This window comes from Prescottella sp. GW823-FHT02E09 (genome assembly GCF_058797375.1).
In genome coordinates this window covers 61,736-78,694 of record NZ_JBXAJP010000014.1, presented here as the reverse complement: position 1 = coordinate 78,694, position 16,959 = coordinate 61,736, and the positions used below count along the sequence as shown (strand labels likewise).

Sequence of the window (16,959 nt, the reverse complement as noted above, 5' to 3'; positions counted from 1 at the left end):
CGTCTGCGGCAGGTCTCCCGGCCGTCAGCGCCAGCCGTGCAGCGCGTGTGCGGTCACGGCGTGGACGGCACGCTCCTCGACGACGTCCAACGACTCGCCCACGTGGGCGTGCAGCGCAGCGAGGGCACCGTCCAACGCTCCGTCGAGGACCTGCTCGACGATGGCCAGGTGTTCGGTGATCGTCGATTCCACCCGCTCGGGCGTTTGGTAGTCGTGCATCCGCACGAGCCGGATCTGACTGTTCACCGCCGCCAGCGCCCGGGTCAGCGCCGGGTTTCCCGCCGCCGTCGACAAATCGAGGTGGAACTGCTGATCCAGCTGGACGATGTCGCGCGACGGTGCCGGCGGGTCGGCCTTCAGTGCCTGCCACTGCGCGCGTATCGCTTCGAGCAGGGCCACGTCGAACTCCAGATCCGCATTCTCGAGGTGCCGGGAGATGCCCCGCAGTTCCAGCGTGATCCGCAGCTCGTACAGGTCACGGATGCTGCCGAGATCGGGGAACGCCGGATAATAGCCGTCCTCGCGGCGGGTGACGATACCGTCGGAGTGCAACCGGACCAGCGCCTCCCGCAACGGCGTACGGGACACCCCGAGCGACTCGCACAGGCGTCCCTCCACCAGTCGGGCGTGCGCGGGAACCTGCCCGCTCATGATCTGCTCCCGCAACTCCAGGTACACCTTCTCGCGCAGGCTGATGCCCGACGATCCGTCGGCAGTGGTCATCTCGTAGCTCCCTTCGACGGGTCAGTGAATCGGCTCGTGCACCATCGCCGCGATCCGGCGTTCGAGGTCGTTGAACGCCACCGACGTGACGTCCCGCTCGTCGCCGAGGTCGATCTCGACGATGTCGCGGATGTGCCCGGGAACACCGTGTGAGGCACCCCCGGTCATCACGACGACACGGTCCGAGAGGTACACGGCCTCCTCGATGCTGTGCGTGACGAAGATGACGGTGGTGCCCTCCGCCCGCTGGATCCGGGCGAGTTCGTGCTGCAGCGTCGTGCGGGTCAGCGCGTCGAGGGCACCGAACGGCTCGTCCATCAACATCACTGCCGGGTTGTTGGCGAGGACCCGGGCGATCGCCACACGCTGCTGCATGCCGCCGGAGAGCTGATGCGGGTACTGGTCCGCGAAGCGTTCGAGTTGCACCGCCCGGATGTACTTGTCGGCCTGTGCGGTCGACTCGGAGCGTCCGAGCCCGCGTTGGCGTGGCCCGTAGGCGACGTTCTCGCGGACCGACATCCACGGGAAGAGACCGTAGTCCTGGAACACCACACCGCGGTCCGGGCCGGGCCCCCGAACCGGGGTTCCGCCCACCAGGAGCTCTCCCCCACTGTGAGATTCGAATCCGGCGAGCATGCGCAGGAGCGTGCTCTTGCCACATCCGCTGGCACCGACGAGGCAGACGAACTCGCCCGACGCGATGGTCAGGTCGACACCGGCCACCGCCTGCACGGCTCCGGTCCCCTCCCCGTACCGCTTGGCGAGGTCGCGGATGACGATGTCTGCGGCCTGGTTCGACGTGGCACCGGTCGGTGCCGTCGCGACTGGATAGGACATGGGATGGCCTTTCGTCGAGAGAAGTGTGTTGCGGGTCAGGACAACCCGGGGCGGCCGCGTGTCGCGACCCGCAGGAGTCCTCCCATCAGCCGATCGGTGGCGAAGCCCGCGAGTCCGATGAAGACCATGCCGGCGATGATCAGGTCGGTGCGGCTCATGTCGCGTGCCTGGGTGATCAACGCACCCAGACCGGTCGAGATGCCGACGGTCTCACCGACGACCAGCACGACCCACGACAGGCCCAGCGCGATCCGCAAGCCGCTGGTGATGCTCTGCATCGCGCTGGGGATGACGATCTTGTAGAGCGTCTCGGCCTTGGGCGTGCCGAGCATCGCGGCGGCCTCGAGCAGTCGCGGAGGCACCTGGGCGACACCGACGGTGGTGTTGAGCAGGATCGGGAAGAACGCCGCGACGAAGATCAGGAAGATCGTGGAACGGTCGCCGTAGCCGATGATGAGCAGGGTCAGCGGTGCCCACGCGGTCACCGGAATGGGGCGGACCAGATTGACGGTCGTCTCGAGTGCCCGGCGGACCGGACCGAACCGGCCCATGAGGACACCGAGCGGAATCGCCAGTGCCGCCGCCGACAGGAAGCCGTTCAGCACGCGGAGCGTACTGGCCGCGAGGTGCCTCCACAGCGAACCGCTGTAGGCGTCGTCGTGGACTCCACCGACCGCGACGTCCCACATCCGTCCGGCCACCTCGCCGGGCGGAGGCAGGTACTGCATCTGGATACCCAGTGGCAGCGTCCATCCGAAGCGGACGCCCACGCTCCAGAATCCGGCGAGCAGAATCAGTGCCGGAAAGCCGTACAGCACTGCAGCTTTCTTCTTCAGGGCGGCGGCGATCGGGGCAGAGGCTGTGGCCACGGTGACTCCTCGAACTGGTGGCGGAACGGCAGGTTCAGGGGGGCTCGCAGGAGACCGGTCAGGCATGAGCGGACGCGGTCAGGAACGAGTCGTCGACGAAGGCGGCGAGGTCGGGTTCGACCGGGATCTGTCCGAGCGCCGCCATCTGACGAGTCAGCGCGCCCACCTGGCTGCGGTAGTCGGCGGACAGGTCCGCACGCGGCCAGATGTTCGCGATCGCGGTCGCGGCGACGTCGCCGTCCAGACCGAACTCGTCCACCACACCGCGGTGCCAGGCGTCACGGTCGCCGTCCATGAAGGCCGCGGTCTGCACGTGCACATCGACCATCGACTGCACCAACTCGGGCCGCGCATCGATCGTGCGCTGGGTGGTCGCCAGTCCGATGTTCACCCGCCCGACCGGCGTGTCGTACGGCGAGACCAGGCTGTGCGCCCCGGCCTCGATCGCGGTCGCCGGTCCCAGCTCTGCCGACGCGAACGCCGAGATCTGTCCGGTGGCAAGCGCCTTCGCCATGTCCGAGAACGGGAGATTGACCAACTGGACGTCACGGGCGGGGTCCAGGCCCTGCCGGGCGAGTGTGAGCCGCAGGAGGATCTCCTGCGACGAACCGAGCGGGAACCCCACCTTCTGCCCGCGCAGGTCGTCCACCGTGTCGATGCCCGGTGCCGCGACGATGCCGGTACCTCCGTCGGCCGCCGACGCGATCAGCCGGATGTCCTGTCCGGCCGCCGATCCCGAGAGGAAGGCGGGGACACCGGCGACACCGAAGTCGATCGCGCCGCTCACGAGCGCGTTCTTGATGTCGGGCGAACTGTCGAACACGACCACGTCGACCGCGGTGCCGGCCGGCGCGAACCGTTCGTAGAAGAAGGGATGGAACAGATGCGGCTGGCCGCGGAGGGTGCCGACCTTGACCACCTTCGTGCTGTCGCCGGCCCCGGCGGGCCGCGCCGCGAACGTGGAGTCGATGCTGCTGCACGCGCTCGTCAGCAGTATCGCGAGTACGGAAGCGATGACTGCGAGCCACCTCATGGAACGAAGGGGCATGGAACTCTCCTGGGGTAGAAATGCCGAAAAGCACTGCGCCGAGTCGGTATACAGCGACGTATCCGCTCGCCCACACTGTTTCGCGACGCGTTTACGGCCGATGGTCGCCCCTGTGATCGCCGTGTTAACGAAACGGCCCCCGCCGCGCCGCCCGTAACACGTCCGTCACGCCGTCACGCGGGGACGCCGCCCAGAAAGGCACGCCAGCCTCCGAACTCGGTGATGTCCACCCCGGCTGCGGCAGCGGCGGGCGTACAGGTGAACCCGACCGCGACGGTTCCGTCCGCGAGGGTCATCGACGTCAACGCCATCGGCGCGGGCAGCGCCGCGAGGAAGGCGCCGAGTCCCGCCGTCGAGATCCGGTACAGCTCACCGGGGAGCGAGCGGCCCGATCCGTCCGGCACGTGCACCAGACCCGGCTTGGGCGGAACCGAATCCAGTCGCACCATCAGGTAGTCCGCGGTGGTCGCGACGGCCCGCTCGAACCGCGCCCCCAGCGCCTCGAGTTGGTGATGCAGCGGCTGACCACGCAGGTGAGCCCCGAACACCGCGAGCCCGATTCCCTCCTCCGAGAGCAGATCCGACGACTCGACACCCTGGAGGCGGGCGGCCACGTCGAGCGCGACCTGATCCCCGAACGCCGGGGCCACCGTCATCACCCCGAACGATTCGCCGGGTTCGGCCTCGGCGGGCACCGCGACGGCGGCCAGGTCGAGCAGGTTGCAGAAGTTCGTGAACGTGCCCAGCCGCCGGTTGATCTCCATCGGGTCCGCGAGCACGTCCTCGATCAGGGGGTGCTCGGTGGTGGTGGGCAGCAGCAGGACGTCGACGTCCGCGAACAGCCGCCTGGCATGATGCTGCGCGACCGCGAGCGTGCCCATGTCGCGCACGAACTCGTGGGCCGGTTTCGACTCCGACGCCCGGACGATCGCGGCGACCGTCGGGTCCAGCACGGCATCGGGACGGTCGACGACGAACCGGCCCACCGCGTCGAAGCGCTCCGCGACGAGGGCGCCGTCGTAGAGCAGGGTCGCGGCCTCGAGCAGCGGCGCGATGTCGACCCGCACGACGTCCATGCCGGCCTGCGAGGCGCGCGCGACGGCCGCCGCGAAGCTGCGCCGATAGCCGTCGGAGAGCGTGTCCAACTGCTCGTCGACCGGCACCCCGACGCGCGCCCGTGTCGGGGCGGACAGCAGCACGTCCGCGGGCCAGCTACGGCTGCGCGGGTCGTCGACGTCCGGCCCGATCATGATCGCCATCGCACGTCCCGCGAGGTCCACCGTGGGTGCCAGGACGGTGACGCAGTCGAAGTCCGCGCAGGCCGGCACGACGCCGACGGTCGGCACGAGCCCGAGGGTCGGCTTGATGCCCACGACACCGTTGAAAGCCGCCGGCACCCGGCCCGAGCCGGCCGTGTCCGTGCCGAGCGCGAAATCGACCAGCCCCAGCCCCACCACCGCTCCGGACCCCGAACTCGACCCGCCCGACACGCGGTCCGGGTGGGTCGCCGACCGCACCACCCCGTAGGGGCTGCGGGTACCGACGAGCCCCGTCGCAAACTGGTCCAGATTGGTTTTGCCGAGGACGACCGCCCCGGCACGCTGCAGCCGTGTCACCGCCGGCGACGACGCCTGCGCAACGTAGGCGAACTCGGGACAGGCTGCCGTGGTCGGCAGACCCGCGACATCGATGTTGTCCTTGACGGCGAACACCGTTCCCGCCAACGGCAGTTCCTCACCCGCCGCGAGCCTGCGCTCCACGTCAACCGCGTCGGCGACGACGTCGGACACCGCACGCAGCGTGATCCAGACCTCCGGCCGCCCGCACTCGTCGATGCGCGCGAAGGCGTCTCTCACGCGGCCGGTGGGGGTCGTGGTGTCGGTGCTGATGGAGGAGTTCGTCATCGTCGTCGGCCGCCTTCTCGCGTGGACCGCGAATGACGGTCCAACCGTGTATACGTCGGTGAATACGCTAGGCAAGCTGCTGTTACATCCGCGCTACCCGACGTGACGATCTCGTATCGAGCGGCTCCGGCGCCGACACGGACCCCGGCGAGGCGACCAACGCGCGGGCGCGACGCGTGGGATATTCGCAATGAACCCGACCCGACGACAGCTCGAGGAGAACCAGCCATGAATCGCCAGTCGCCGCTTGCCCGCAGTCTCGGAGTCCTGGGAATCGCGGCGGTGCTGGCCGCCGCGGGATGCAGCACGGACGAGGACGGCACCGCGGAGGCAGCACCGAGCACCTCCTCAGCAGCCGCGTCGGCGTCCACAACGGCTGCTGCGGCGGCTGTTCCAGCGATCACCACCGCGAACGCAGCCGGTTCGACGTTCACGCCCACCGCGCACCCCGACGGATGCGCCGTGAGCGAGCTGGAGTCGACTCTCGGCCAGGCGCAGGGCGCGGCCGGCTCCACCGAACTGCCGCTGATCTTCACGAATGTCGGTGGGCGCGATTGTGTTCTCGACGGCTTCCCCGGCGTCTCGTACGTCCAGGGCGGCGCTGACGGCGCCCAGGTCGGTTCCGCCGCAACACGTTCCGGCGAATCTTCGGGCGCCGTGACGCTCGCACCGAACGCGACCGCGACCGCGACGGTGCGGGCGGTCAACGTGGAGAACTACCCGGCCGACACCTGCTCACCCACCGACGTCGCCGGACTGCGCGTCTACCCACCGAACGACACCGGCTCGATCTTCGTGCCGTATGCGAGCAAGGGCTGCTCGGGTACCGGCGAGGGCCTGAACCAACTGTCGGTTCAGGCCGTCACCGGCTGATCCGGCCGTCAGGCGAGACCGAGGGCCCGCTCGAGCGTCGGCCACGACTTGGGCAACTGGTCGCGCCAGTAGTCCCAGGCGTGCACGCCTGTGCCCTCGTAGTCGACGGTCACGGGGATCTGCAACTGGCCCAGTCGCTCCTCGAGGATCCGGGTGCACACATTGGAGGCACCCTCGATGACACCACCCAGGAGCAGACGTCGGACGTCGGCGGTCCCCTGCTCGTGCGTTCCGGGTAGGCCCGTCGCCACCGACAGGTAGATCGCCTTGCCCCGCAGCTTCTCCGCGTTGCGCACGGTGTCGTGGGACAGCCAGGCCGGGCCCGACGCGTCGGACCACATGTTGGCAGGATCGCCGCCCTGCGACGTGACGGTGGTCTGGACCACGAGCCGGCCCAGCGGATCGCTCGTGGAGTAGCACCCGCTGAGTGCCGCGACACCCTGGTAGAGGTCCGGGTGCCGATGCGCCAGCATCATCGCCGACTGCGCACCCATGGAGTTACCGGCGATCGCGTTGACGCCGTTCGTGTCCAGCTTCGCGTCGATCAGCGGCGGCAACTCCTCCGCGATGAAGGTCTCCCACTTGTTCAGCCCGAGCTTGGGGTCGACCCGGTCCCAGTCGGTGTACAGGCTTCCGGGACCGCCGTTGGGCAGCACGACGTTGACGCTCTTGTCCGCGAAGAAGGTGGGCGCGTCGCCGAGGGTCTTACTCGTCCAACTGCTGCTGTTGTCGCGGGCGCCCGCGCCGTCGAGGAGGTAGAGCGTGGGCCGCGGTGTGGACCGGTCCTTCGGGAGCAACACGTCGACGGTCACCTCGCGCCGCAACGCGGGCGAGGCGACGCGGTACCGGACCGCCTGCGCCGACACCACCTTCTCCTGGGTGATCGCGGCTGCCGTGATGTCGTCACGGGCCGGTGGGGCCGACTCCGGGTTCTGCTGAAGCGACTCGGGTATCGACGACCCGGGCCCGACGCTCCCGGCACCGGTAGCCGTGCCGCCCGGACTTCCGGTCGCCGGCGCCGCGCTCGCGGTGCCGCTTCCCACGGCGATCACGATCGACGCCGCGACCGAACCGAGACCGACGACGGTCCGGCCCCACCGACGCCGCAACCGATCGTGGCTCTCCCCGGGTCGATCCTGCTCGAAGCGCATCGCACTACCTCCATGACGTGTGTGTATCGCTGGGGAGGGTAGTGCGCGAACGGACGAAACCGAACATCCGTTTCGATAACGAACCTTCCGGACCGGTCACCTGTTCGGGTAGGCGACGGCGGGCGCGATACCGTATCAGTACCGCACAGGTCCGGGCGACACTTCCGGTCCGGGCGGTACGACGTGAAGCAGGGGGTTCCGTGTCCGAGTTCGCAGCCAGGTCCGGCACCGGTGATTTCGACCGTGAAGTCGCCGTGGCGTGGGCCGCCTTCCGCACCTCGCTCGCCGATCGGATCGCCGCGATCTCCTCCGACGACCAGCTGATCCTCGAGACCGTGTGCGAGACCGACGAAGCAGATGGACGCGTGCCGTTCCTCCAGTTCAACGCCGTCACCGGGCCCGACGGGCCAGCCGTCCGGTGTGAGCTTCCCGCCGATGTCCACCTGCCGCCGCGTCGCCGCTTGACCGCGGCCGACGAAGCCCGCCTCCTGACCCAGGGATGGACACATCCCGCCCCCACCGACGACGCGGAACCGGAACTCGATATGGGCGACGTGCCCGCATTGGTCGTCGAGAAGGCACCGCGGTGGGCAGACCAGCTCGCGTCGATGGCGGTGTCCGTGTTGCGGGACACCTGGGACGTGCCACATCCCGCCTTCCTGGCCCTGCACCATCTCGGCGGAGATCCGGAACCGGCACTCGACGCGGCCGTCACCCCGGTGCGGACGGCCCTGGACCGCCACGTCTCGATCAGGCCCCGCGACACCGCCCACCTGCGCGAGGTGATCGCGCACACCCTGACCGACATCTACGGGCAGGCGCCCGAACTGGACGCCGACGGTGACGTGGTCCTGCGCTTCGGCTCCGCACTCGCCCTCGTCATCGCGAACGAGAGCACACCCGAGGTGCAGTTGTGGGCACCGCTGGTCCGCGACATCAGTGGCCGCACCCGAGCGTCCGAACTCATCACCGACCTCAACCGGCGCTGGCCCTACCTGCGCTTCGCCCTGTTCGAGGATCGGCTGCGCGTCATGATCGACATGCTCGCCGACCCGTTCGTCCCTCAGCACCTCGCCGACATGGTCGAGCACATGTCGGATTTCCTCGGCGGCGTCGACGAGGAGTTCGCGGCGCACTTCGGCGGCGTGCTGCACTTCCCGCCCGCCCAACCGACCACCGCACCCGAGACGACATCGGGCGCGGACGCGGTTCCGGACGCATTCGTGCCGGAACCGGAGCAGGAGAGCCCGCCCGAACAGATGGAACTGTTCGACGACCCGGTCCAGCCGTCGCTGTTCGACGATCTCGACGACCAGTAGCAGCTCCGCACGGCAGGAGCTGGGATCAGCAGGGGCTCGGCTCGCCGATCTTCACGACGGACAGCACCGCCTCCGCCTCGCCGACTGGCACTCCCACGGACGGCTGCTGACCGACGACGATCCAGTTCGCGTCGAGTACCTGCTTGCGACCCTTGCCGGATGCGTCGGCGCTACGGGAGAAGAACACACCGTTCTCCTGGATGAGATCCTGTGCGTCCTGCAGGTTCATGCACATCACGTCCGGCATGAGCACCCGCGTCGGCGCCGGAGCCGGGGCCGCCACGGGGATGGACGGTGCGACCTCCGGCGTCACGACCGCGGCGGGTGTCGAGGGATCACGAGGTGCCGGAGCGACGACCGACATCGTGGTGGTGGCGGCCACGGTCGTGGTCGTAGTCGACGTGACAGATGCGGAACTGGTTTCCCCCGAACCACATCCGGCAAGTACACCGATCGCCAGTGCACCTACGCCGACGGCGGTCGACCGCACGAGGACACTCTTCGAAGAAACGACAGCCACTTGCAAACTCCCCCAGTAACCGGCCCCTGCCGGACATCGTCTGAACCCGCGAGAGCGTACAACACCCACCGCGCCGAAAACACCCAAAACCGACCGATCGGTCACCGAGCGGCTGCAGCGTCTGCGAGAATCACCCGACCGCCACGGCGGGAATCACCGACCATACGAGGAGATCTGTCCATGAAGACCCGGTACACGTTCGCCGTGATCGGCTGTGCCGCAATCACACTCTGCGCACCCGCCACGGCGCAGGCATCGACGATCCACGACTTCCTTCCCGCCCCGGTCGCCGACGCGGTGCCGCAGTTCATCGCCGACGCCGTGCAGCCGTTGTTGCCGCCGGCCCCCGGTACGCCGATGCGTCCCGGCACCGTCCACGACTTCCTGCCGTTGGAGATCGCCGACATGATCCCCACGGGATCCGCCGATGCGCTCCGCCCCGTCCTGCCGCCGGTTCCGGGTCTTGTCCTCGCCGCTCCAGCACCGGCACCGGCACCGGCACCACCCGCCCCTGCTCCCGCACCCGCACCCGCACCGCAGGTCAGTCCGCGCGTGGCGCCGGCACCCGCTCCCGCACCGCGGGCCGGATACAAGAACTGCACCGAGGCGCGCAATGCCGGGGTCACTCCGATCTACCGCGGCCAGACCGGATATGCGCCGCACCTGGATCGCGACAACGACGGAATCGCCTGCGAGTAGCTGAACGTCCGGATCGGTCAAGCGTCGCTCATGGTCGGGGTGATCACGATGTTGATGGGCCGCTCCTCGGGATGGTCACCGCGGAGCAGTTCGATCCCGTCCTCGAGGCGATCGAAACCGAGGACGTGAGTGCGCATGCGGCTGAGCGGGAATCGACCGGACGCGACGATGCTCGCCGCGTGCTGGTAGGCGCGCACACTCGATCCGCCGCACCCGATCAGGCGAACGTTCTCGAGCGTGAACAGGTCGATCGGGAAGTTCGCGAGCAGGAACCGTCGCGTGCTCGGTGGACGCCCCAGCTCCGCCGTCAACGCATCGTTGTACCGGTGGAAATCCACCGCGGCCAACATGTTCCGCACCGAATGCGTCGCGCCCTTCGGCCGACCCGTCGTCCCACCGGTGAACGAGATCACCGCGGGATCATCCTCGGTAACCTCCGGCACCGGCAACTCAGCCCCGGCCGAGTTGACTTACCACTACCCGAATTTCGACATCGACTCGATCCTGATCAACTGCCACTACCCCGTTTCTCCTAACGAGTTCGTGCTCATGTACGGCATCAAGGTCAGGCACACCGAGGCGATCGGTTTCGAGCAGGACGTCGCGATCTGGAAGAACAAGACCCGGATCGAGAACCCGCTGCTGCGCGAGGAGGACGGCCCGGTCTACCAGTTGCGCCGCTGGTACGAGCAGTTCTACGTCGACGTCGCCGACATCACGCCGGACATGGTGAACCGTTTCGAGTTCGAGATGGACACCACCAAGCCCGTCGCGGCCTGGCGGCGGGAGGTCGCCGAGAACATGGAACGCCGGGCCACCGAACTGGCGGACAGGAACTGACGGCGAAGACACTCGTTTCACCTCATCCGGAGCTGGTCGCCGAGTACCAGCCGCGACACGTCCTGGACGTTGCGCAGCGCCTCGGGGAATCCGATTCTTCCGGTCGTCCACAGGACGAGCGAGTTGAGCATCGTGCTGCCGATCGACAGCGACGCCAGGCGTGCCCGTTCAGCGGGCACGCCTTCCATCAATTCGAACAGCGCCGTCCGGTTCGCGGCGGAGCGTTCGTCGAGAGTGTCTCGCACATACGGATCGTCGGAGGTCTGCAGTTCGACCTCGAGTCGCGCGAAGTTGGGTCCCCTCTGGAATGCCTTCATCTGCCGCGTGTAGAGGTCCACGACGCGCTCGAGGACCGATCCGTGCGCACTTCGGCGCCGACCCGACTCGCGTTCCTCGGCCAATCGATCGGCGAGAATGTCGTTCCAGGCGACCATCGCGGCGGCGAGGAGATGCTGCTTCGCGGGGAAGTACCGGTAGAGCGTCCCGAGGGCCACTCCGGACCGCTCCGAGACTTCGCGCATCTGTATCCGGTCGGGACTCGTCTCGGCGAGCATCTCGATCACGGTGTCGAGAAGGTGCCGCCGACGCGCGCGCTGCGCGTCGGTCATGTCGTCGGGGCTCATCGGCACGGCCACGGATTCGGTCACGAAGGCAGCCTAATCGTCAACCGGTCACCGCCGACTCCGGCGCCGGGAACTACGGCCGGGGTACCCGCCCAGGACGTCGTTCCATTCGTCGGCAGACGTGTTGAACACCATGCGATCCCGGGTTATGTCGGCGTCGTCGACGAGGATGTCGATTCGGCCGCACCGCTCGACCGCGAGTGCGACGAGTCGATCCGATCGCTGCGCGCGTTGATCACGAGATCGGCGACGGTCTGCGCGAGCGCGGCCGCCCAGGAGTCGAGCGGTCATCGCGGCTCCCGCGGCAGCCCGAGGATCTGCTCCGAGATGACGTTGAGCTGGATCTCCAGAGTCCCACCGCCGATCAGCAGCTTCGGCGTCGCCAAGTACGCCTTGGCCGCGCGCCCACCGCCGGTGACGTCGTCACCCAGGCTGCCCACGGCCGCCGCCGGCCCGAACCATTCGAGCACCTGTGCGGTGGCGTCGGTGATGTGGTGTGCGGACGCCGCCTTGAGCGCACTCGCCTCGACACCCGGGTTGAGGCCCGACAACCGCTTCAGGACACTGCGGTGCGCGAGCGCGTCGAGGGCCCCGGTGGTCGACGTGATCCGGCCGAGCGCGGGCAGCGCGTCGTATCGGGTGTCGGGATCCAGCGACCGCGCCACCTCCACGGGATCGAAGCGATACCCGCCCCCCACGGGGGTGTTGCCCATTGCGACCCGCTCGTTCGCGAGCGTCGTGCGGGCCACCTTCCAGCCCTCCCCCGGCGCACCCACCAAGTCGGCGTCCGGGACGAAGACACCGTCGAGCGCGACCTCATTGAACATGCTGTCGCCGTTGGCCTCCCGCAGCGGCCGAACCTCCACCCCCGGCGCCGACATGTCGACGAGGAAGAAGCTGATCCCCCGATGCTTGGGGGCGTCCCGGTCGGTCCGCGCGAGGCAGATCCCCCAGTGCGCCTCGTACGCCTTGGAGTTCCACACCTTGTTTCCGTCGATGCGCCAGCCTCCGTCGACCTTGGTGGCGAACGTCGTCAACGACGCGAGATCGGATCCCGCACCGGGCTCGGAGAACAGCTGGCACCAGATGATCTCGCCGCGCAGGGTCGGAGACACGAGGCGCTGCATCTGTTCCTCGGTGCCGTACTGGAGGATCGACGGCAGGGACCACTCACCGATGACCGTGCTGGGCTGAGCGATTCCGGCTCGCTCGAACTCCTCGGCGATGATCAGCTGCGCGGCGGTGTCCGCACCCAGGCCGAACGGCTCGGGGTAGTGCGGCGCGACCAGGCCGCGATCGGCGAGCAGCACCCGTGAGGCGACCGCGTCGAGTGCTGCGGCCTCGGCGATCGTCGCCGCGACACCGGCGCGGAACTCCGGACGATCCGGGACACCCAGCACCGACTCCCGCTCGGTGGTCAGCGCCAGTTCGCCGGCACGACGGCCCCACGCGTCCTGCGAACCGCCGAGCGCGAGCAGACTCACGACGCGCCGCCAGTACAGGTGGATGTCGTGCTCCCACGTGTTGCCGATACCGCCGAGCAGCGTGAGCGCCTCGAGCACCACGTCGACCGCCTCGCGGCGCACCGCCGTCGCCGCCCGGGCCGCCGCGAGGGCGAGCTGCTGCCGGTCGCCGCTGTCCGCGGCCGACGCGGCATCCCACACGGCGCTGGTCATCACCTCGATCCGGATGAACAACTGCGCGCACTTGTGCTTGATCGCCTGGAACGACCCGATGGGACGCCCGAACTGCTCGCGGATCTTCGCGTACGCGAGACCGGTCTCCTGCGCCCAGCGCGCGACGCCGACGGCCTCCGCGCACTGCAGCACCGCCGCGAGCGCGGCGACTTCGTCCGCACCTGCCCCCAGCACGTTCTCGGCAGGGATCCGCGTGTCGGACAGCCGCACCCGGCCGATGTCCCGCGTGAGGTCGACGCCCCCCTCGGCGAGGACCTCGACGCCGGCGTCGCTCGCCGACACGGCGAACCACACCGGCCGCTCACCGGACTGTCCGGCCAGGACCAGGATCTCGGCACCGAGCGCACCGAGTACGGGCACCGTCTCTCCGGTGGCCACCACCTCGTCGCCGTCACCGTCGAGAGTGACGGTGCCCGTCCCGAGGGCGACCGCACCCACGGCACCGCCGGCCAGCCGCGGGAGCAGCGCCTTTCGCGCCGCATCGGTGCCGTGTGACTGGATCACGGCGCTCGCGGTGACCGTCGGCAGCAGCGGGCCGGGGATCAGCCCGTGCCCGGACTGTTCCAGCGCGACCGCGAGTTCGAGCAGGCCCGCGCCGGCCCCGTCGTACTCCTCGGCGAGGTGCAACGACGGAATCCCCATTCCCACCAACTGTTCCCAGAAGGCCGGCCGATCGCCCCGCGCGAGTTCCTCGAACAGCCCGCGGGTCCGTTCCAGGGGTGTCTCGCGGGCCGCAAAACGCGCGAGCGAGTCGGCGAGTGCGTCGTGATCAGCTCCGATACCGATCGGCATATCCGATCAACCTTTCAGTTTGAGCACCTTGCGGGCGTTCTCGTGCAGGAACTTCGGCCACACCTCGTCCTTGAACGGCACGCCCGGCATGTCACCGAAGATGCGGTCCAGGGTCAACCCCGCCGGGAAGTACCCCGCGTAGATGATCTTGTCGGCGCCGCGAGTGTTCGCGTAGTCGACGATCGCCTTCGGATAGTGCTTGGGCGTGAACGCCGAGGTCGAGTAGTACAGGTTGGGCCATTTGAGCATCAGTTTGACGGCCAGGTCCTCCCACGGCTCGCAACCGTGCCGCGTGACGAACACCAGATCCGGGAAATCGAACATCACATCGTCGATGAGTTCGACGTGCTGCACCGCTGACTTGACTCGCGGACCGGCGATTCCGGCGCACGCGAAGATCGGGATGTCCAGCTCCACACACTTGGCGTAGATGGGGTACATCTGCGGGGCATTGAGCGCGACCTGCGGGAACGTCCCCGCCGCAAACGAACTCACCGAGACGATGCCGAATTCCTCGTACTCGCGCGTCATCCGGTTCAGCGTGCCCATGATGTCGTTGGGGTCCACCGCGGAACCCTGTGGCACGAATCGGTCCGGGAACATCCGCACCGCACGCTGCCCGGATTCCTTGGCCATGCTGACCATGCCGAGCTCGATGCCATGCTTGTCCATCTGGTGCAGCGTCACCGAGATCGGATCGTCGGTGGCGAGATCGTCCGGCACGCCCTTGAACATGTACTGCGCCGGCATGCTGAACTCGTCGCGGCTCTCGCGGTCCTTCGTCTGCTGCGTGATGAACGCGTACTCGTCGTAGCCGGCCTCACGGAAACCGATGTGCGTGTCGACGATGGGGATGCCGTCGTAGGGCGTCATGCGTTCTGCTCCTTCGCGATAGGCCTGCCTTGTAGATCCCGGACAGTGAGCCTCTCACGTTCGAGGATGTCCAGACTCGCCTCGATGTTGCCGGTGTAGTGCGTCGTGGCGCCGCACAGCCACGTCGCCGCCTCGGCCATCTCCTCGAGCGACTCGGGGACGAACCACCGGGAGCCGACCATCTTGGACGCCACCGACATCGCACCGGCGGTCGCGACCGCCGAGCGCGGACGCACTGCGTTGACCCGGATTCCGGTGCCGTTCAGTTCGGCGGCCAGCCCGGCCGTCATCCGGTCCTGAGCTGCCTTGCTCATGCCGTACAGCGTGGTGCCGTGGATGTCGGCGTCCAGATCGGTCTCGCCCTCGGGCAGCGGCTCGACCGGCCGGATCCGCGCAGTGCCGCTGGTGATGTTGACGATCCAGCCCTCGCCCCGCTCACGCATGCCGGGGATCACGCGCTGCGCGAGGTCCAACGGCGCATGTACGTTCACCTCGAACGTCAGGTGCGCCCGCTTGGACGGATAGTCACGCAGCGGCTGGAAGATCGCGGCCGCGGCGTTGTTGACGAGGATGTCGATCGGTCCGCCCAGCGCCTCCTCGGCCGCCGGAACGATCCGTCCGCGGGACTCGGGGTCCTCCAGCGCGGCAGGCACGATCGCGACCGTGCCTCCGCCCGCGCGGATCAGATCGGCCGTCTCGGCGAGGGTGCCGTCGAACCGCCGGTCCGGTTCGTCGACCGTGCGCGCGACGATCGCGACCGCGGCTCCTTCCGCGGCGAGCCGCTGGGCGATCGCCGCCCCGATGCCGCGGCTGGCACCGGTGACGATCGCCCGACGACCCTCGAATCGCCGCGTCACGCGCTCAACTCGGCTTCGAGCTGCTTGGCGAAGGACTCACGGAGCAGAACGTCGTTGGGGTTCTCGGGCAGCTCGGTGAGCGGCTGGGCGACCTCGGACGGGGTGGGGCCGTACTTCGCCGCCAGCGGGGCCAGCGCGTCGAGGTCGAAGTCGTACAGCTCGGCCGCGTTCTCCGCGAACAGCTTCCGCAGCTCCGCCTCCTCGACGTCGTGCATGACCTGGCGGACGCACTCGCGGGTGAACGGGTAGGTGCCCTCGTTGTGCGGGTAGTCGCTGCCCCACATGAACTTGCCCTCGCCGAGCGTCTCCCGCGACGCCATGTCCTGCGCCGACGGCATGGTCGCGCCGACCCACACGTTGCGGCGGAAGTACTCACTCGGACGCAGCGGCAACTGCTCGTCCTCGCTGTAGAACAGCTCGCCGATCCGGCCGGTGCGCTTGACGCGCAGGTCGACGGTGTCGAGCTGGCGCATCAGGTCCGGGGCCCACGAGCAACCCTGCTCGGAGACGGCGAACTTGAGCTTGGGGAACCGCTCGAACACGCCCGAGAGGATCATCTGCACGAGCGGACGCATCGAGTAGAAGCCCACCTCGTTGATGTAGAGCATCGAGGCGGTCTTGTAGCGGCCGTAGTCCGGCAGACCGGTGCCCGCGTGGCTGTTCACCGGCACGCCGAGGTCCTCGCAGACCTCCCACAGGCGGTCGTACTCGGGGTCGTACAGCGGCTTGACCCACTTGACGTCCGGCGCGAGATTGGGAAGCAGGATGCCGCCGCGCAGTCCGTTCTCCTTGACCCACTCGACGTCCGCGACGGCCTCGTCGACGTCGTTGAGGAACACCTGTGCAACGCCGGCACGCTGCGCGGGAGCGTCATTGCAGAAGTCCTTCAACCAGCGGTTGTGTGCACGCACGCCGGCGAGACGCTTCTCGAAGTCCTCGGCACGCGGCGGGCCGGCGAGCACCGCGGCGCTGGGAAAGAAGGGCGGGACGGTGTTCGGGAACAGCACCTCTCCGACCGTGCCGTCACCCTGCGTTTCACGCAGCCGACGCTCGTTGTCCCAGTTGCGGGTTCGGCCGTCGTCGACCAGGTCGCGGTACGGATTCTTGTACTTGCCGCGCCAGGCGTCGAACTCCTCGTGCCACTGGGAATCGAGGTACTCGCGGTAGGTGGCGTGGTCGGCGCCGGCATGGCTGTCGGCAGAGATGAGGATGTACGGGGTTTCGTTCGTCACGATGACACTCCTGATCGACGGCATGATTGAAACCGTGTTCTATGTACTTGCTTCAGAGTAGCGCGGATCAAGGGCATGTCAAGACGTGAACGCGAGCTTTCC

Annotated in this window: 17 protein-coding genes and 1 pseudogene; 4 read left to right on the top strand and 14 right to left on the bottom strand. The window is 68.4% G+C overall.

Annotated elements, in window-relative coordinates; genetic code table 11:
* Positions 1–24 precede the first annotated feature (24 nt).
* The 5 genes from AC1RIF_RS25805 to atzF form a co-directional block, all read right to left on the bottom strand.
* On the bottom strand, positions 25–723 hold the full coding sequence (locus tag AC1RIF_RS25805) for a GntR family transcriptional regulator (protein ID WP_492604226.1): 699 nt from the start codon (positions 721–723) through the stop codon (positions 25–27).
* Between the two features lie 21 nt (positions 724–744).
* On the bottom strand, positions 745–1,560 hold the full coding sequence (locus AC1RIF_RS25800; RefSeq protein WP_492604225.1) for an ABC transporter ATP-binding protein: 816 nt from the start codon (positions 1,558–1,560) through the stop codon (positions 745–747).
* A gap of 35 nt (positions 1,561–1,595) precedes the next feature.
* Positions 1,596–2,429, bottom strand: coding sequence for an ABC transporter permease (locus tag AC1RIF_RS25795; RefSeq protein WP_492604224.1), 834 nt, complete (start codon positions 2,427–2,429; stop codon positions 1,596–1,598).
* A 58-nt stretch (positions 2,430–2,487) separates the two neighbouring features.
* Positions 2,488–3,477, bottom strand: coding sequence for an ABC transporter substrate-binding protein (locus tag AC1RIF_RS25790; RefSeq protein WP_492604223.1), 990 nt, complete (start codon positions 3,475–3,477; stop codon positions 2,488–2,490).
* A 173-nt stretch (positions 3,478–3,650) separates the two neighbouring features.
* Positions 3,651–5,381 (bottom strand): allophanate hydrolase, encoded by a 1,731-nt coding sequence (atzF, locus tag AC1RIF_RS25785; RefSeq protein WP_492604222.1) that lies wholly within the window; start codon positions 5,379–5,381, stop codon positions 3,651–3,653.
* A gap of 228 nt (positions 5,382–5,609) precedes the next feature.
* Between atzF and AC1RIF_RS25780 the strand changes: the two genes are divergently transcribed.
* Complete coding sequence (locus AC1RIF_RS25780) at positions 5,610–6,254, top strand: DUF4232 domain-containing protein (protein ID WP_492604221.1); 645 nt, start codon at positions 5,610–5,612, stop codon at positions 6,252–6,254.
* Between the two features lie 8 nt (positions 6,255–6,262).
* On the opposite strand, the gene AC1RIF_RS25775 is transcribed toward AC1RIF_RS25780, so the two are convergent.
* On the bottom strand, positions 6,263–7,405 hold the full coding sequence (locus AC1RIF_RS25775) for an alpha/beta hydrolase (protein ID WP_492604220.1): 1,143 nt from the start codon (positions 7,403–7,405) through the stop codon (positions 6,263–6,265).
* A 200-nt stretch (positions 7,406–7,605) separates the two neighbouring features.
* On the opposite strand from AC1RIF_RS25775, the gene AC1RIF_RS25770 reads away from it, so the two are divergent.
* Positions 7,606–8,724: a T3SS (YopN, CesT) and YbjN peptide-binding chaperone 1 gene (locus AC1RIF_RS25770; RefSeq protein ID WP_492604219.1), complete on the top strand. Its 1,119-nt coding sequence runs from the start codon at positions 7,606–7,608 to the stop codon at positions 8,722–8,724.
* Between the two features lie 25 nt (positions 8,725–8,749).
* Here AC1RIF_RS25770 and AC1RIF_RS25765 read toward each other — a convergent pair whose 3' ends face one another.
* Positions 8,750–9,106, bottom strand: a complete 357-nt coding sequence (locus tag AC1RIF_RS25765; protein ID WP_492604218.1) for a hypothetical protein — start codon at positions 9,104–9,106, stop codon at positions 8,750–8,752.
* A 318-nt stretch (positions 9,107–9,424) separates the two neighbouring features.
* Between AC1RIF_RS25765 and AC1RIF_RS25760 the strand changes: the two genes are divergently transcribed.
* Positions 9,425–9,943: an excalibur calcium-binding domain-containing protein gene (locus tag AC1RIF_RS25760; RefSeq protein WP_492604217.1), complete on the top strand. Its 519-nt coding sequence runs from the start codon at positions 9,425–9,427 to the stop codon at positions 9,941–9,943.
* Positions 9,944–9,960: 17 nt separating this feature from the next.
* Here AC1RIF_RS25760 and AC1RIF_RS25755 read toward each other — a convergent pair whose 3' ends face one another.
* The gene (locus AC1RIF_RS25755; RefSeq protein ID WP_492604216.1) at positions 9,961–10,356 is read right to left on the bottom strand and encodes an AMP-binding protein; all 396 of its coding nucleotides are present in this window, start codon (positions 10,354–10,356) and stop codon (positions 9,961–9,963) included.
* Between the two features lie 49 nt (positions 10,357–10,405).
* On the opposite strand from AC1RIF_RS25755, the pseudogene AC1RIF_RS25750 reads away from it, so the two are divergent.
* Positions 10,406–10,783: pseudogene (locus AC1RIF_RS25750) on the top strand (3-ketosteroid-9-alpha-hydroxylase); the annotation flags it as partial.
* A gap of 17 nt (positions 10,784–10,800) precedes the next feature.
* Here the strand turns inward: AC1RIF_RS25750 and AC1RIF_RS25745 are convergent.
* From AC1RIF_RS25745 to AC1RIF_RS25720, 6 genes are read right to left on the bottom strand one after another with little or no spacing between them, the layout of a single operon-like run.
* A complete protein-coding gene (locus AC1RIF_RS25745; RefSeq protein ID WP_492604279.1) occupies positions 10,801–11,406 on the bottom strand; it encodes a TetR family transcriptional regulator in 606 nt (201 codons plus the stop codon).
* Between the two features lie 48 nt (positions 11,407–11,454).
* A complete protein-coding gene (locus AC1RIF_RS25740) occupies positions 11,455–11,697 on the bottom strand; it encodes a hypothetical protein (RefSeq protein WP_492604215.1) in 243 nt (80 codons plus the stop codon).
* Entirely contained in the window at positions 11,694–13,895 is a 2,202-nt protein-coding gene (locus AC1RIF_RS25735; RefSeq protein WP_492604214.1) for an acyl-CoA dehydrogenase family protein, read from the bottom strand. Before AC1RIF_RS25735 ends, AC1RIF_RS25740 begins: the two co-directional genes overlap by 4 nt.
* 6 nt (positions 13,896–13,901) lie before the next feature.
* Positions 13,902–14,768 carry an amidohydrolase family protein gene (locus tag AC1RIF_RS25730; RefSeq protein WP_492604213.1) on the bottom strand — a complete coding sequence of 289 codons (867 nt, stop codon included), beginning with the start codon at positions 14,766–14,768 and terminating at the stop codon, positions 13,902–13,904.
* Positions 14,765–15,625, bottom strand: coding sequence for an SDR family NAD(P)-dependent oxidoreductase (locus tag AC1RIF_RS25725; RefSeq protein ID WP_492604212.1), 861 nt, complete (start codon positions 15,623–15,625; stop codon positions 14,765–14,767). Before AC1RIF_RS25725 ends, AC1RIF_RS25730 begins: the two co-directional genes overlap by 4 nt.
* Positions 15,622–16,857: an amidohydrolase family protein gene (locus AC1RIF_RS25720; RefSeq protein WP_492604211.1), complete on the bottom strand. Its 1,236-nt coding sequence runs from the start codon at positions 16,855–16,857 to the stop codon at positions 15,622–15,624. The genes AC1RIF_RS25725 and AC1RIF_RS25720 overlap by 4 nt, the downstream gene beginning before the upstream one ends.
* Positions 16,858–16,959: the final 102 nt, after the last annotated feature.